The sequence below is a fragment of the Streptomyces sichuanensis genome, assembly GCF_020328095.1.
In the GTDB taxonomy this organism is placed as follows: domain Bacteria; phylum Actinomycetota; class Actinomycetes; order Streptomycetales; family Streptomycetaceae; genus Streptomyces; species Streptomyces cinnamoneus.
Genome location: NZ_JAIXMK010000047.1, coordinates 31,887 through 46,866, shown reverse-complemented (window position 1 = coordinate 46,866; position 14,980 = coordinate 31,887). Strand labels below are relative to the sequence as shown.

13 protein-coding genes are annotated in these 14,980 nt (G+C 74.5%); 7 read left to right on the top strand and 6 right to left on the bottom strand.

What is annotated here, in order from left to right; translation table 11 throughout:
• Positions 1-24: 24 nt before the first annotated feature.
• Positions 25-1,683 (bottom strand): urocanate hydratase, encoded by a 1,659-nt coding sequence (gene hutU / locus LE181_RS15905; RefSeq protein ID WP_225661938.1) that lies wholly within the window; start codon positions 1,681-1,683, stop codon positions 25-27.
• A 135-nt stretch (positions 1,684-1,818) separates the two neighbouring features.
• Between hutU and LE181_RS15900 the strand changes: the two genes are divergently transcribed.
• Entirely contained in the window at positions 1,819-3,210 is a 1,392-nt protein-coding gene (locus tag LE181_RS15900; RefSeq protein ID WP_225661937.1) for a type III PLP-dependent enzyme domain-containing protein, read from the top strand.
• Here the strand turns inward: LE181_RS15900 and LE181_RS15895 are convergent.
• The gene (locus LE181_RS15895) at positions 3,194-3,799 is read right to left on the bottom strand and encodes a hypothetical protein (protein WP_225661936.1); all 606 of its coding nucleotides are present in this window, start codon (positions 3,797-3,799) and stop codon (positions 3,194-3,196) included. The two genes, LE181_RS15900 and LE181_RS15895, sit on opposite strands and share 17 nt — an antisense overlap.
• Positions 3,800-4,001: 202 nt before the next feature.
• On the opposite strand from LE181_RS15895, the gene LE181_RS15890 reads away from it, so the two are divergent.
• Positions 4,002-5,297 carry an alpha/beta hydrolase family protein gene (locus LE181_RS15890; RefSeq protein WP_225661935.1) on the top strand — a complete coding sequence of 432 codons (1,296 nt, stop codon included), beginning with the start codon at positions 4,002-4,004 and terminating at the stop codon, positions 5,295-5,297.
• A 16-nt stretch (positions 5,298-5,313) separates the two neighbouring features.
• On the opposite strand, the gene LE181_RS15885 is transcribed toward LE181_RS15890, so the two are convergent.
• Both LE181_RS15885 and LE181_RS15880 read right to left on the bottom strand, forming a co-directional pair.
• Entirely contained in the window at positions 5,314-6,165 is an 852-nt protein-coding gene (locus LE181_RS15885) for a MurR/RpiR family transcriptional regulator (RefSeq protein WP_225661934.1), read from the bottom strand.
• A gap of 74 nt (positions 6,166-6,239) precedes the next feature.
• Complete coding sequence (locus LE181_RS15880; protein ID WP_225661933.1) at positions 6,240-7,604, bottom strand: acyl-CoA synthetase; 1,365 nt, start codon at positions 7,602-7,604, stop codon at positions 6,240-6,242.
• Positions 7,605-7,722: 118 nt separating this feature from the next.
• On the opposite strand from LE181_RS15880, the gene LE181_RS15875 reads away from it, so the two are divergent.
• Complete coding sequence (locus LE181_RS15875) at positions 7,723-8,160, top strand: hypothetical protein (RefSeq protein WP_225661932.1); 438 nt, start codon at positions 7,723-7,725, stop codon at positions 8,158-8,160.
• A 746-nt stretch (positions 8,161-8,906) separates the two neighbouring features.
• On the opposite strand, the gene LE181_RS15870 is transcribed toward LE181_RS15875, so the two are convergent.
• Entirely contained in the window at positions 8,907-10,304 is a 1,398-nt protein-coding gene (locus tag LE181_RS15870; protein ID WP_225661931.1) for a cystathionine beta-synthase, read from the bottom strand.
• Between the two features lie 226 nt (positions 10,305-10,530).
• Here LE181_RS15870 and LE181_RS15865 point away from each other — a divergent pair, with 226 nt between their 5' ends.
• The 3 genes from LE181_RS15865 to LE181_RS15855 all read left to right on the top strand — a co-directional run bounded on the left by LE181_RS15865 (position 10,531) and on the right by LE181_RS15855 (position 14,147).
• Positions 10,531-11,547, top strand: coding sequence for an SGNH/GDSL hydrolase family protein (locus LE181_RS15865; RefSeq protein WP_225661939.1), 1,017 nt, complete (start codon positions 10,531-10,533; stop codon positions 11,545-11,547).
• Between the two features lie 343 nt (positions 11,548-11,890).
• Positions 11,891-13,111: an acetyl-CoA C-acetyltransferase gene (locus LE181_RS15860; protein ID WP_225661930.1), complete on the top strand. Its 1,221-nt coding sequence runs from the start codon at positions 11,891-11,893 to the stop codon at positions 13,109-13,111.
• Between the two features lie 271 nt (positions 13,112-13,382).
• Positions 13,383-14,147, top strand: a complete 765-nt coding sequence (locus LE181_RS15855) for a hypothetical protein (protein WP_225661929.1) — start codon at positions 13,383-13,385, stop codon at positions 14,145-14,147.
• A 79-nt stretch (positions 14,148-14,226) separates the two neighbouring features.
• Here the strand turns inward: LE181_RS15855 and LE181_RS15850 are convergent, their stop codons facing one another.
• Entirely contained in the window at positions 14,227-14,553 is a 327-nt protein-coding gene (locus LE181_RS15850; RefSeq protein ID WP_225661928.1) for a hypothetical protein, read from the bottom strand.
• A 98-nt stretch (positions 14,554-14,651) separates the two neighbouring features.
• On the opposite strand from LE181_RS15850, the gene LE181_RS15845 reads away from it, so the two are divergent.
• Entirely contained in the window at positions 14,652-14,882 is a 231-nt protein-coding gene (locus tag LE181_RS15845) for a DUF4287 domain-containing protein (protein ID WP_190112352.1), read from the top strand.
• Positions 14,883-14,980 lie beyond the last annotated feature (98 nt).

Here is a 14,980-nt window from a genome sequence, read left to right as displayed (position 1 = left end):
CCCCCCCCCCCCCCACAACGTCGCTCACGACTGCTCCCGCATCGGGACGCGCACCCCGCGGTCCTGGGCCACGGTTTCCGCGATGTCGTAGCCGGCGTCCACGTGGCGGATGACGCCCATGCCCGGGTCGTTGGTCAGGACGCGGCGGATCTTCTCGCCTGCCAGGGCCGTGCCGTCGGCCACCGTGACCTGGCCCGCGTGGATCGAGCGGCCCATGCCGACGCCGCCGCCGTGGTGGAGGGAGACCCACGAGGCGCCCGAGGCGACGTTGACCATGGCGTTCAGCAGCGGCCAGTCGGCGATCGCGTCGGAGCCGTCGAGCATGGCCTCGGTCTCGCGGTACGGGGAGGCCACCGAGCCGCAGTCGAGGTGGTCGCGGCCGATGACGAGCGGGGCCTGCAGGGTGCCGTCCGCGACCATCTCGTTGAAGCGCTCGCCGGCGCGGTCGCGCTCGCCGTAGCCGAGCCAGCAGATGCGGGCCGGCAGACCCTGGAAGTGCACGCGCTCGCCGGCCATCTTGATCCAGCGGGCGAGGGACTCGTTCTCGGGGAAGAGGTCCAGGATCGCCTTGTCGGTCGCGGCGATGTCCTTCGGGTCGCCGGACAGGGCCGCCCAGCGGAAGGGGCCCTTGCCCTCGCAGAAGAGGGGCCGGATGTAGGCCGGCACGAAGCCGGGGAAGTCGAAGGCGCGGTCGTAGCCGGCCAGCTGGGCCTCGCCGCGGATGGAGTTTCCGTAGTCGAAGACCTCGGCGCCGGCGTCCTGGAAGCCGACCATGGCCTCGACGTGCCTGGCCATCGACTCGCGTGCCCGCACCGTGAAGTCGGCCGGCTTCTCCGCGGCGTAGGAGGCCATGTCGTCGAAGTCGACGCCCACGGGCAGGTAGGCCAGCGGGTCGTGGGCGGAGGTCTGGTCCGTCACGATGTCGATGGGCGCGTTCATGGCGAGCAGCTGCGGGACGAGCTCGGCGGCGTTGCCGAGGACGCCGATGGACAGCGGGCGGCGCGCGTCGCGGGCCTCGACGGCCAGCTGCAGGGCGTGGTCGAGCGAGTCGGCCTTCACGTCGAGGTAGCGGTGCTCGATGCGGCGCTCGATGGCGCGCGGGTCGCAGTCGATGCAGATCGCGACGCCGTCGTTCATGGTGACGGCGAGCGGCTGGGCGCCGCCCATGCCGCCGAGGCCGGCGGTGAGGGTGATCGTCCCGGCCAGGGTGCCGCCGAACTTCTTCGCGGCGACGGCCGCGAAGGTCTCGTACGTGCCCTGCAGGATGCCCTGGGTACCGATGTAGATCCACGAACCGGCCGTCATCTGCCCGTACATGGTCAGGCCGAGGGCCTCCAGGCGGCGGAACTCCTCCCAGTTGGCCCAGTCGCCGACGAGGTTGGAGTTGGCGATCAGGACGCGCGGCGCCCACTCGTGGGTCTGCATCACGCCGACCGGCCGGCCGGACTGGACGAGCATGGTCTCGTCCTGCTTCAGCGACTGCAGGGTGCGGACCATCGCGTCGAACGAGCGCCAGTCGCGGGCGGCCTTGCCCGTGCCGCCGTAGACGACGAGCTTGTCGGGGTGCTCGGCGACCTCGGGGTCGAGGTTGTTCTGCAGCATCCGCAGTGCGGCTTCCTGCTGCCACCCCTGGGCGCTCAGCTCGGTGCCTCGTGGTGCTCGCACGGGTCGCGGTCCTGACATGGGCGCTGCCTCCCTGGCTCTGAATAGAACACTGCACAGTCTGGGCCGCTGAATAGCGCTAGTCAACAGGCTCCGGCGAGCCGGTGCGGGACCGGCCCCATGGCGTACGGCGGGCGGCAGTGGTGGAGTGGGCACATGGGTCAGGGCGACGGCGGGCAGGACGGCGGCGCCGGGAGCGCCGCCCGGCGGTCGGCGGCCGTGCGGGCCGCGGTGCGGCAGGGGATCGTCACCGCGCACCGCCCCGTGGTGGGGCTGCTGGACGTGCAGGGGATCCGGGAGGCCGCGCGGGCGCTGCGCGCGGCATTCGCGGAGGCGGGCGGGGGGACGGAGGTGCTGCACGCCTTCGCGGTGAAGGCGGCGCCGCTGGTGCCCGTGCTGCGGCTGCTCGCCGACGAGGGGCTGGGCGCCGAGGTCGCGAGCCCCGGGGAGCTGGCGCTGGCCCGCGCGGCCGGGGTGCCGCCCGGGCGCACCGTGCTGGACTCGCCGGCCAAGACCACCGCCGAGCTGCGCGAGGCGCTGGCCGCCGGGATCGCCGTGAACGCCGACAGCCGGGAGGAGCTGGCCCGGCTGGACGCCCTCCTCGCCGGGAGGCCGAGCGCCTCGCCGATCGGCCTGCGGGTGAACCCCCAGGTGGGCGGCGGGACCATCGGGGCGCTCAGCACGGCGACCGCGACGTCCAAGTTCGGGGTCGCGTTGCGTGACGAGGGGGCGCGCGCCTGGCTGCTGCGCGCCTATGCCGAACGGCCGTGGCTCACCCGCATCCACGCCCACGTGGGCTCGCAGGGCTGCCCGCTGGAGCTGATGGCCGCCGGGGTGCGGGAGATCCACGGGCTGGCCGAGGAGGTCAACCGGGCGCGCCGGGCCGCCGGCGGCGGACGGCAGCTGGACACGATCGACGTCGGCGGCGGGCTGCCCGTCAACTTCGCGTCCGACGAGGCCACGCCCACGCATGCCGACTACGCACGGGTGCTCGCGGCCGCCGTGCCGGGACTGTTCGCCGGCGACTACCGCCTGGTGACGGAGTTCGGCCGGTCGTTGCTGGCCAAGAGCGGGACGATCCTGGCGCGCGTGGAGTACACCAAGTCGGCGGGCGGCCGGCGGATCGCGGTGACCCATGCGGGCGCGCAGGTGGCGGTGCGGACGGTGTTCGCCCCCGAGGCGTGGCCGCTGCGGGTGGCGGTGTTCGACGCCGGGGGCGGGCCGAAGGAGGCGGATCCGCTGCCTCAGGACGTCGCCGGGCCGTGCTGTTTCGCGGGCGACCTGGCCGCGGCGGACCGTGTGCTGCCGCGCATCGACGCCGGCGACCACGTCGCCCTGCTCGACACCGGCGCGTACTACTTCGCGCACCACTACGCGTACAACACGCTCCCCCGGCCCGGGGTTTACGGCTACGCCGTGCACCAACAGGACGCGGGGCCCCGGGAGGGCGTGCGCTTCGCGACGGTGCGGCCGCCGCAGAGCCTCGACGAGCTCGTCGCCGAGAGCGGCGGCGGCGCGCACGCCGCGGATCTCAGCGCGCTGCGCTGACCTTGACCCCGGCCGGGGACGTCGTACCGCCCCGGCGCCTGGCTCCGCCCGGCAGGGCGTCGCCCGCCGCGAGCCCGGTGGTCAGGTAGCCGGGCACGGACGTGGCGGCGGGGCTGCCCTGCGCCCATTCCGTTCGCACCCACAGCAGGTGCCCGGCCCGCCGCTCCAGGCCGCCCAGCCAGAGGGCCTTCGCCCACAGGCCGGCGCCGAGCCCGGCCAGGGCCAGCCCCGCCGCGGCCGGCACCGCGAAGGACGAGCCGACGACCGCGAGGAAGGCGGCCGCCAGCCACCAGCGGCGTGCGCGCCACCAGGCGCGCGCGGTCACCGCGCGGTCCTGCAGGAAGACCGAGCGGCCCGCGCGCGATGCGCCGCGCGCCAGCTCCGCGTACCGTCTGCGGCGCGCGCCGAAGGCCGCGGCGGCCGCGACGACGAACAGTGCCGCGCCGGCCAGCAGGCCGGTACGGCGTCCGGTGAGTCCCGGCACCAGCGTTCCGATGCCCGCGCCCAGCACGCCCAGCCACCACAGCCGGACGGCCGGCGCCCGTACGATCACGGCGACCCGCGCCAGCGCATACGCTCCGCGCCCCACGTCAGACCTCCTCGTTTCGCGTCTCGCCCCGGCACGCTAGCCAACGAATCTGAGGAGCGGCTGAGAACCGCTCGGGCGTCACCGGGTCATGGAGGTCATACCCAGGTATCACCGGCAGGTTGGCGCCTGCGTATGTCGTATCCGCGCCTCATCGGCCCCTAAGGTCGTCGCACCATCAGCCGGGCGACGGGGAGGAGCCGGAATGCCGGTCAACGAGCGGGGACTGAGGCGGCGGGCGCTGCTGGCGGCGGGGGCGCTGGCGCTGACGGGCCTGATGAGCGTCTTCGCTCCCCGGGCCGACGCCGCCGGCACCGAGGGCGCCGGGGGCGCCCCCGCCCGGCTGCCGGCCCCCACCGGCCCGTACGCCGTGGGCACCACGACCCGGCACCTGGTCGACACCGCGCGCAAGGACCCCTGGCGCCCGGAGCGCGGCCCCCGCGAGGTGATGGTGAGCTTCTGGTACCCGGCCGACCGCGCTGCCGCGCACGCCGGACGGCCCACCGCGCCCCACATGGAGGAACGGGCGGCCACCCACTTCGGCTCCTCGGACGGCGCGGGCCACCGCGCGTACGGCGTGCCGGCCGGGGCGGCCGACTGGGCCGGCACGCGCACGCACGCGCGCGTGGACGCTCCCGCCGTGCGGGGCGGCGGGCCGCACCCGGTCGTGCTGTACTCGGCCGGCCTGGGCGACCCGCGTACCTGGAACACCTCCCTGGTGGAGGACCTGGCCTCGCGCGGCTACGTGGTCGTCACGGTGGACCACACCCACGACTCCTCCGAGGTGGCCCTGCCCGGCGGCCGGCTCGCGACGTCGGTCCTGCCGGCGCTCGCCGGGCAGCCCGGTACCGACGTCGCGGCGGTGCTGCGCACGGCGATGAAGGCGCGGGTGGACGACACGCGTTTCGTGCTGGACGCCCTGGGCGGCCGTGCGCACCGGCCGGTGCTGCCGCGCGGCCTGGCCGACGCGATGGACCTGCGCCACGTGGGCATGGTGGGGCACTCGGCGGGCGGCTTCACCGCCCTGGAGGCCCTCCACGACGACCGGCGCATCTCGGCCGCAGTCAACATGGACGGCACGATGGAGTACCCCGGGGAGGGTGACGTCGCCGACCGGCTGGGCGCCGCGGCGCGCGACGGCGTGGACCGGCCGTTCCTGCTCATGGGGACGGACGCCGAGGACTCCGGCGAGTACGGCCGGCAGCCCTCGTGGAAGGCCCTGTGGCAGCGCTCGGCCGGCTGGCGCGGCAACGTCACGCTGACGGGCTCTCAGCACGGCTCGTACACCGACGCCTCGCCGCTGCTGCCGCAGCTCGCGCGGCAGGGGGCGGTGCCGTGGGAGACGGTGCGCAAGGACATCGGGACGGTCTCCCCGGAGCGGTCGACCGCCGCCGCGCGGGCCTATGTGGCGTCGTTCCTGGACCGCTTCCTGCGCGGCACGGACGACCACCTGCTGGACGGGCCGTCCGCCCGCTTCCCGGAGATGCGGTACGCCCGCTGAGGCGGCCGGGCGGCCCTCACTCCACGAACAGCCCCCGTGCGGCCGCCTTGGCGTCGAACTCCTCCAGCCGGGCCTGGGCGTCGGGCAGGGCGTCGCACATCGCCTCCAGCAGCACCCGCCCCAGCAGCATCGGGGCGCAGGCCGTGTCGAAGGCGAGGCCGGTGCCGACGGCGGCCGGCAGCAGGAGGTCGCTGTGGCGGGCGACCGGGGCGAAGGTGGAGTCGGCGACGGTGACGACCGTCAGGCCGGCGCTCCGCGCGTACTCCAGGCCCTCGACGACCTCCCGCGGGTGGCGCGGCAGCGCGAAGCACAGCAGGGCGCTCGCGCCCGCGCGGACGGCGGCGTCGATGCGGTCGACGAGCAGCGTGCCGCCCTCGTCGAGCAGCCGCACGTCGGGGTGGACCTTGCGGGCGAAGTAGGAGAAGCCCGCGGCCTGTGCGCCGGCGGCCCGCAGGCCGAGGACGGGCAGCGGGCGGGAGGCGGCCAGCAGCCGGCCGGCCCGGACGACGGGAGCGGGGTCGGCGAGCAGGGAGGCGAGGTGGCGCAGGTTGTCGATCTCGGCGTGGACGGCCTGCTGGTACTCGTTGAACGAGCTCTCCGACGGCGCCTCGGCGGCCGGGACCACGTCGCGCAGGTGGCGGCGCAGGGCGGGGTAGCCGTCGAAGCCGAGGGCGACGGCGAAGCGGGTCACCGACGGCTGGCTGACGCCGGCGAGTTCGGCGAGCTCCACGCTGGAGAGGAAGGGCGCGTCGGCGGCGCGCCGCACCATGCAGTGGGCGATGCGGCGCTGGGTGGGCGTCAGCCGCTGGCCCTCGAAGAGCTTCTGCAGCCGTGCGATGGCTTCCGGTTCGCTGCCGGTCTCGCTCATGACCCTCCTCGGTCATTCATTCCACCCGTACCCTGCATGAAATTATGCAGGGTACGGGGAGCGGCGGTGCGCCGTCACAACGGCGGCAGGAGCTTCTTCTGCGGCTTGCCCATGGCGTTGCGCGGCAAAGCGTCCAGGAAACGGATGCGGCGCGGCCGCTTGTGCACGGACAGGTGGGCCGCCACGAAGTCGATCAGGGCCTGCTCGCCGACGCCGTCGGCCACCACGTAGGCGACGATCTCCTGCCCCAGGTCCTCGTGCGCCACCCCGACGACCGCGGCCTCGCTGACGGCCGGGTGGTCCAGCAGCGCGTTCTCCACCTCGCCCGCGCCGATGCGGTAGCCACCGGACTTGATCAGGTCGGTGGAGGCGCGGCCCACGATGCGGTGGGTGCCGTCCGCGTCGATCGCCGCGATGTCGCCCGTGCGGAACCAGCCGTCGGCCGTGTACGCGTCCGCCGTGGCCTCCGGGCGGCCCAGGTAGCCGTCGAACAACGTGGGACCGGACACCTCCAGCTCACCGATGCCTCCCTCCCCGCCGGTCGCGGCCAGCCGCGTCCGTACGCCCGGCAGCGGCAGCCCGACCGTGCCCGGGCGGCGCTCGCCGTCGGCCCGGGCGGAGACGGTGATCAGGGTCTCGGTCATGCCGTAGCGCTCGACGGGCCGCTGCCCGGTGAGGGCCTCCAGGTCGCGGAAGACGGGGGCGGGCAGGGCGGCGCTGCCCGACACCAGCAGCCGCGCGCCCGCGAGCGCCCGCGCGGCGGAGGGCTCCCGCGCGACGCGGGACCACACGGTCGGCACCCCGAAGTACAGGCTGCCGCCGGCGGCCGCGTACGCCTCGGGCGTGGGGCGGCCGGTGTGCACGAGGCGGCAGCCGGTGCGCAGGGCGCCCAGCACGCCGAGGACGAGGCCGTGGACGTGGAAGAGCGGCAGCCCGTGCACGAGGGTGTCCTCGGCCGTCCACTGCCACGCCTCCGCGAGCCCGTCCAGGCAGGCCGCGACGGCCCCGCGGGGGATCAGCGCGCCCTTGGGGGCCCCGGTGGTGCCCGAGGTGTACAGGACGAACGCGGTCGCCTCCGGGTCCGCCTCGGGCGCGGACCACGAGCCGCGCTCCCGCAGGTCCACCGGCACGTCCTCGCCCAGGACCAGCTCGGCCCCGGAGTCCCGCAGGATGTGCGCCCGCTCGGCGGGCCCGGCGTCCGGCGGCAGCGGCACGACGGGCACCCCGGCGAGCAGCCCCCCGACGACGGCGGCGACGGTCTCCGGCGCCGCCTCGGCCCGCACGGCCACGGACGCGGCGCCGGCGATCCTCGCGGCCACCGCCCCCGCCGCCCCGAGGAGCTCCTCGCGCGAGCAGGACCGTCCGGCGACCGTCAGGGCGTCGGGGCGGTCGGCGGCGTCCGGGGCGGCGAGGGACGACAGCAGGGGTGCGGTGGTCATGGACTGCTCCTTCCACGGAACTCCCGGACCGTCGGCGGACGTCCGGGGGATCCCCTACGGGGGACAGGGGGGCTGGCCCCAGCGACGCGGGGCCCCCGGCGACCGTACCGTCGACGGTATGACGGCCCGTGACCCGGACATGAAGAAGGACCTCGACGCGACGCTGCAGACCCGCAAGGAGCTGGGCGAGGAGTACGAGCCGGAGCTCATCGACTCCTTCCTGGAGAAGGTGGAGGCGCGCATGGAGCAGAAGGTGGACGCGGCGGCGGACCGCCAGGTGCGCCGGCACCTGGCGGAACAGCGGATGAGCGCCGCCCGCGGCACGGCCTCCGGCGGCCCCCGCAGCCCGGCCGCGGGCACCTTCGGCGAGCGCTTCGGCTTCGCCGCGGTCTCCTTGGTGCTCGCGGTACCGCTGTCGGCGATCGGCGTGGTCAACGCCCACCTGCCGGGGCTCCTGGTGACCTGGGCGGGGATCGTGGCCGTGAACGTCGCCCATGCGGCGGGGGGCCTGCCCTGGCTGCGCAGGACCCGCACGGAGGGCACGGAACGGGACTGAGGGGCCGCTCTCTGCGCCGGGCGCGGCGGGGTGTGCGCGGTACGGGGGCGGAAGGCCCGGCCCGGCGCCGGATGCGGCGCGGGCGCGGAACGCGACGGAAGCCCAGGCCCCGCGCAGGGCCGGATGCGGCGGGAGCCCGCTGAACGAGACGGAAGGCACGGCCCCCGCCGGGTACGGCGCGGGCGCGGAACGCGACGGAAGCCCAGGCCCCGCGCAGGGCCGGATGCGGCGGGAGCCCGCTGAACGAGACGGAAGGCACGGCCCCCGCCGGGTACGGCGCGGGCGCGGAACGCGACGGAAGCCCAGGCCCCGCACAGGGCCGGATGCGGCGGGGCGCGCGGACCGGGACGGAGAGCCCGTCCCCGCGCCGGGGGCGCGCGGACCGGGACGGAAGGCACGGCCCCATCCCCGGCGGCCGGATGCGGCGGGGGCCGCCGCACCCCTGGCTGGGCCAGGGTCGGGACGGCGGCGGTCCCCGCGGGGCGCGGGCCGGGTGAGGGCCGGGGTCCGCGTCCGGACGGCCGTGGACGTCCGGGAGCCGCTCCGGAAGACCTGCCGCCGCATTCGGGCTGCCGGTCCGGGGTTTCCCCGCCCGGCATCCCTCACTATGGCGGGCCCGTGTTAAGCCCGTGCTGCGCGCACGTGACACACGCATGCCGTTTACGCACCGTCATGACCGCTGCAGGGCAGGGCAGTTGCGCCACGTGCGCGGCACGGCGGGCGGCGGCGTACCGCCGCCGGGCGGACTACTTCGTTCCGCCGTTGCCGCCCCCGGCGAGGAAGGCGAGCAGGTCCTGGCGGCTCACCACGCCGGTCGGCTTGCCCTCGACCAGCACGATCGCCGCGTCGGCGTCACCCAGCACGGCCATCAGGTCCGCGACCGGCTCGCCGGAGCCGACCTGCGGCAGCGGCAGGCTCATGTGCTTCTCCAGCGGGTCGTCGAGCGAGGCGCGCTGCGCGAACAGCGCGTCCAGCAGGTCGCGTTCGACGACCGAGCCGATGACCTCGGCGGCCATCACGTCGGGGTGGCCCGCGCCCGGCTTGACGATGGGCATCTGCGAGACGCCGTACTCGCGCAGCACCTCGATGGCCTCGCCCACCGTCTCCTCGGGGTGCATGTGCACCAGCGAGGGCAGGCCGCCGTCCTTGCGGCGCAGGACGTCGCCGACGCGGGCGGCGTCGCCGGCCTCCTCCAGGAAGCCGTAGTCCGCCATCCACTCGTCGTTGAAGATCTTGCTCAGGTAGCCGCGGCCGCTGTCGGGCAGCAGGACGACGACCACGTCGTCCGGGCCGAGCCGCTTGGCGACCTCCAGCGCGCTGACGACCGCCATGCCGCAGGAACCGCCGACCAGCAGGCCCTCCTCGCGGGCGAGGCGGCGGGTCATCTGGAAGGCGTCCTTGTCGGAGACCGCGATGATCTCGTCGGTGACCGTGCCGTCGTAGGCGGACGGCCAGAAGTCCTCACCGACGCCCTCGATCAGGTACGGACGGCCGGAACCGCCGCTGTACACCGAGCCCTCGGGGTCGGAGCCGATGACCTTCACCCGGCCGTCGCTGACCTCCTTGAGGTAGCGGCCGGTGCCGCTGATGGTGCCGCCGGTGCCGACGCCCGCCACGAAGTGGGTGATCTTCCCCTCGGTCTGCTCCCACAGCTCCGGACCGGTGGAGTAGTAGTGCGACAGCGGGTTGTTGGGGTTGCTGTACTGGTCCGGCTTCCAGGCGTTGGGCGTCTCCTGCACCAGCCGGTCGGAGACGTTGTAGTAGGAATCGGGGTGCTCGGGATCCACGGCCGTCGGGCAGACCACGACCTCGGCACCGTACGCCCGCAGCACGTTGATCTTGTCCTGGGAGACCTTGTCCGGGCAGACGAAGATGCACTTGTAGCCCTTCTGCTGGGCCACGATCGCCAGCCCCACGCCCGTGTTGCCGGACGTCGGCTCCACGATCGTGCCACCAGGCTTGAGCTCCCCGGACTTCTCCGCTGCCTCGATCATCCGCACAGCGATACGGTCCTTGACGGAGCCGCCAGGGTTGAAGTACTCGACCTTGGCAAGGACGGTCGCCTGGATGCCTTCGGTCACGCTGTTGAGCTTGACGAGCGGGGTGTTGCCAACGAGCTCAATCATCGAATCGTGATACTGCACGGTGATCTCCGCGGTCGGGGGCACTAGCGGTCGTCGCGTACCCGTAAGCCCAGCCTATTGCGCGTCCGACTGCACTAGTGGCGCGTTGCGTGCGGTGATTGCCGGGGCACCCTGCTGATAGCACGCCGGGACAAGGGTGCGCGCGTTTCGTGAACCTTTGATGAAGGATTTGTAAATCGGCTCATTCATGAGTTTCGAGAGCGCCGAGGGAGGCCGGCCTGTGTCCATGCAGAGGGCGAGGGTCGCGCGGCGGATCGCGGCCGCGGCGGCGTACGGGGGCGGCGGGGCGGGCCTGCTGGGCGGGGCGGCGCTGGGCGTCCTGCTCACCGAGGTGGCGCTGGCCCGCCGGGTGGTCGGCGGGCGCAACGAGGCGCCGCCGCACGCCGACGGCCGCTACGGCTCGGCGTTCGTGCACCGGCTGGGGCGCGAGCCCCTGCTGCTGGGCGTCCTCGGCGACTCCACCGCCGCCGGCCAGGGCGTGCACCGGCCCCGGCAGACGCCCGGGGCGTTGCTGGCCTCGGGGCTCGCGGCGGTCGCCGAGCGGCCGGTGGAGCTGCGCAACGTGGCGCTCTCCGGTGCCCAGTCCTACGACCTGGAGCGGCAGGTCAACCGGATCCTCGCCGGGCCCGACCGCGCGCCCGACGTCTGCGTGATCATGATCGGTGCCAACGACGTCACGCACCGAGTGCCCTACGCCCGCTCCGTGCGGCTGCTGTCGGAGGCGGTGCGCAGGCTGCGGGACGCGGGCTGCGAGGTCGTCGTGGGCACCTGCCCCGACCTGGGCACGATCGAGCCGGTCTACCAGCCGCTGCGCTGGCTGGCCCGGCGGCTGAGCCGCCAGCTGGCGGCGGCGCAGACGATAGGGGTGCTGGAGGCGGGCGGCCGCACGGTCTCCCTGGGCGACCTGCTGGGCCCCGAGTTCGCGGCGAATCCCCGCGAGCTGTTCGGCCCGGACAACTACCACCCGTCCGCCGAGGGCTACGCCACCGCCGCGATGGCCGTGCTGCCCACGCTGTGCGCGGCGCTGGGCCTGTGGCCCGAGGACGAGCGGCCGGACGCGGCCCGCCGCGAGGGCATCCTGCCGGTGGCCCGGGCGGCGGCGGAGGCCGCCGCCGAGGGCGGCACCGAGGTCACGCCGACGGGCCGGGGCCGGTGGGCCCTCCTCAAGCGCCGCCGTCGCCGGCGCCTGCCGGTACCGGCGGACGTGGTCCCGGGGACACAACCGAGCCCCGACCGGCACTGACCGGCAGGCGCGGGGCCGGAGCCGACCGGCACCGGTTGGCACCCGTTGGCGTTGCCCGGCGTCGACCGGAACGGCCGGAACGGCCGGAACGGCCGGAACGGGCCGGCCGTGCGGGCCGCACCGCCCCGCACTGCCGGCGCCACCGGCCGGCACGGCCGTTGCAGCCGGTGCGGCCAGTACATCGGCGCGCCCAGTGCGCCCCCGCAGTCGGTGCTGGCCCGTCGGTGGCGGGAGTGGCAGGCTGCAGAAAGAGGTCCGCGTCACAGGGAGGAGGCCGTGACCGCAAGCGTACTTGCGGGTAACTTCCGGTGCAGTCCTGCTTACTCGCGCCCCTGGAGCCGTGATGCCCGAAGCCGTGATCGTCTCAACCGCCCGCTCCCCCATCGGTCGCGCCTTCAAGGGGTCCCTCAAGGAGCTGCGGCCGGACGACCTCACCGCCACGATCATCCAGGCCGCCCTCGCGAAGGTGCCCGGGCTCGACCCGCGCGAGATCGACGACCTGATGCTCGGCTGCGGCCTCCCCGGCGGCGAGCAGGGCCACAACCTGGGCCGCATCGTGGCCGTGCAGATGGGCATGGACCACCTGCCCGCCACCACCATCACCCGCTACTGCGCCTCGTCACTGCAGACCTCCCGGATGGCGCTGCACGCCATCAAGGCGGGCGAGGGCGACGTCTTCATCTCCGCGGGCGTGGAGACGGTCTCGCGCTCGGTCAACGGCTCCTCCGACGGCATGCCCGGCACCCACAACCCGCTCTTCGCCGACGCCGAGGCCCGCACGGCCGCCCGTGCCGAGCAGGGCGGCGAGGGCTGGCACGACCCGCGCGAGGACGGCCTGGTGCCGGACGCCTACATCGCGATGGGCCAGACCGCGGAGAACCTCGCCCGTCTCAAGGGCGTCACCCGCGAGGACATGGACGAGTTCGGCGTGCGGTCGCAGAACCTCGCCGAGCAGGCCATCGCCAAGGGCTTCTGGGCGCGCGAGATCACTCCCGTGACGCTCCCCGACGGCACGGTCGTCTCCCAGGACGACGGCCCCCGCGCGGGCGTCACCCTGGAGGGCGTCCAGGGCCTGAAGCCGGCCTTCCGCCCCGACGGGCTGATCACGGCGGCCAACTGCTGCCCGCTGAACGACGGTGCCGCCGCCCTGGTGATCATGTCCGACACCAAGGCCCGCGAGCTGGGCCTGACCCCGCTGGCCCGCATCGTCTCCACGGGCGTCTCGGCGCTGTCGCCGGAGATCATGGGCTACGGCCCGGTGGAGGCCAGCAAGCAGGCGCTGCGCCGGGCGGGGCTGACCATCGACGACATCGACCTGGTCGAGATCAACGAGGCGTTCGCCGCGCAGGTCATCCCCTCCTACCGGGACCTGGGCATCGACATCGACAAGCTGAACGTCAACGGCGGTGCGATCGCGGTCGGCCACCCGTTCGGCATGACCGGCGCCCGCATCACCACCACGCTGATCAACTCCCTCCAGTTCCACGACAAGCAGTTCGGCCTGGAGACGATGTGCGTGGGCGGCGGCCAGGGCATGGCCATGGTGATCGAGCGGCTGAGCTGAGCCGCAGCGGAGGGAACGAGCGGCCCGGCTGAGCCTCCGGCAACTGCCGTCGGCATCCTTCAGCCACCTTGCCGAAACGTGACCCAATCTCCCCCAGGATGTGACCAACATCCCGGGGGAGATTCGTTTCCCCAGGTCAGAGTGGTTGAAGAGGCAACGTCCAGGCCCAAAGTCCCGCCCGGTTCATGACGTTTTGCACTGTGGGCGCCCGGAGGCATGCGCGAACCTGAGGTAGGAATTCGGGGGATCCATAGCAACCGGGAGTACGTCAGTGAGCGCCATGTCTCTTGCCCTGCTGCTGGCCGCTGCCACCGCCACGGCCGCGGGCGTCGCCGCCCTGCACAGCACGCGCGTCCTGCGCCGCCAGATCACGGCCCTGCGCGCCGACCTGGCCGTCGCCACCGCGGAGCGCGAGGCACCCGCCGCCGTCCCCCACCCCCGTACCGCCCCGGGCGCCGGGCTCGCGGAGATACGCGCCGCCGTGGCCGACGCGCTCGCCGAGGAGCGCGAGCGGGAACTGGCGGAGGCACGGGCGTTCTGGGCCGCGCAGGAGGCCGACGCCCCCTCGCTCCTGGAGCCCCTCGCCGAGGGCCCGTACGGCGGGTTCCACCTGCCGCGCCAGAGCGACTTCGCCGGCCTCGACCTGGAGGCGGAGGCCGCGGACTCCCCGGAGCTGGCGGCCGCCCGCCGGCGCCACCCCTCCCACCCCGACTTCACCCCCGCCGCCTCGGCCGTCACCGACCACGAGCGCACGGTGGAGCGTCTGGACGAGCTGGCCGACGCCGCCGTTCCGCTGACGGACGTCCGCCCCGGCCCGCTGGGGACGCTCGACGTCTACGTCTTCGCCGACGGCACCACCGTCTGCATGACCCCCGGGCACCGCGAGACCGCCGAGCGGCTGGCCGAGGCCCTGCGGGCCGGTGACGCGCCCGTCCTCCTGGGCGGCTCCGCCGTCTCGGGCGCCTACGCCCTGACCTTCGAGTGCGAGTCCGGCACCGTCTACGTCCTGGCGGACCGGGTCATCGCCTCGCTGTAGCCGCAGGCCGCACGGCGGCCTCCGCGCCCCCGCGAAGGCCCACGCGGCCCCCCGCGGCCCCGCGAGGGCCCAGGCCCCGCTACAGCCCGCACCGCCGGGCCGCCGCCTCGACCAGGTCGACGCCCCGGGTCACGCCCTCCTTGACGTCGCCGGAGGCGACCAGGGCCTCCGCCAAGTCGTGACCGGCCACCGCCACTTGGTCCGCGACCGCGAACATCCCCGCCTCCGGCATCTCCCGCACCACCGGAACTCCCGGTTCCTCGATCCGCTGCGTCCAGGCGGCCAACTCTCGCGCCAAGGCCAGCGCTTCCGCGGCCGCCCCCCGGCTCAGTCGGGACTGCGGCAGGGCCCGCAGCCGGTCGGCGAAGGTGTCCACAGCGGCCAGAAGAGGCGTCACGTCATCCACGCCTTGAGCCTATGCGCCGCCCACCGACTGTTGCCAACGCTTGAACACTCGGGCACGGTGACATGAAGGACCATCATTCGACGCGTCCGGAGGCGCCGATGTCCCACGTCTTCTCCGACGAGACCCACCGGAACCTGCTCTCCCGAATCCCCCACTGCACCGGCCGCGAAGTAGCCGACTGGCTGCGCACGGTCGAAGAAGGCCCCTCCCTCTTCCGCTTCGAGGAGAAGGTCAGCTGGCTGCGCGGAGAGCACAATCTCGCTTACGGCCACGCAAAGGCGATCGTCCACGAGTACGACCTCCAACGGGCCGCTCGGAAGCTTCGGTAGCGCGCCAGAAACGGAAGGGCCCGGGAAGGCATTGCCTTCCCGGGCCCTCCCCCGTCGTCCGGACGGGGCCGCCGGCCGTAACCGGCGGCCGTCGCCGC

What these genes read in the sequence shown, in the direction of transcription:
- hutU (WP_225661938.1), bottom strand. Translation starts at nt 1,683, where the DNA reads ATGTCAGGACCGCGACCCGTGCGAGCACCACGAGGCACCGAGCTGAGC.
- LE181_RS15900 (WP_225661937.1), top strand. Translation starts at nt 1,819, where the DNA reads ATGGGTCAGGGCGACGGCGGGCAGGACGGCGGCGCCGGGAGCGCCGCC.
- LE181_RS15890 (WP_225661935.1), top strand. Translation starts at nt 4,002, where the DNA reads ATGCCGGTCAACGAGCGGGGACTGAGGCGGCGGGCGCTGCTGGCGGCG.
- LE181_RS15885 (WP_225661934.1), bottom strand. Translation starts at nt 6,165, where the DNA reads ATGAGCGAGACCGGCAGCGAACCGGAAGCCATCGCACGGCTGCAGAAG.
- LE181_RS15880 (WP_225661933.1), bottom strand. Translation starts at nt 7,604, where the DNA reads ATGACCACCGCACCCCTGCTGTCGTCCCTCGCCGCCCCGGACGCCGCC.
- LE181_RS15875 (WP_225661932.1), top strand. Translation starts at nt 7,723, where the DNA reads ATGACGGCCCGTGACCCGGACATGAAGAAGGACCTCGACGCGACGCTG.
- LE181_RS15865 (WP_225661939.1), top strand. Translation starts at nt 10,531, where the DNA reads ATGCAGAGGGCGAGGGTCGCGCGGCGGATCGCGGCCGCGGCGGCGTAC.
- LE181_RS15860 (WP_225661930.1), top strand. Translation starts at nt 11,891, where the DNA reads ATGCCCGAAGCCGTGATCGTCTCAACCGCCCGCTCCCCCATCGGTCGC.
- LE181_RS15845 (WP_190112352.1), top strand. Translation starts at nt 14,652, where the DNA reads ATGTCCCACGTCTTCTCCGACGAGACCCACCGGAACCTGCTCTCCCGA.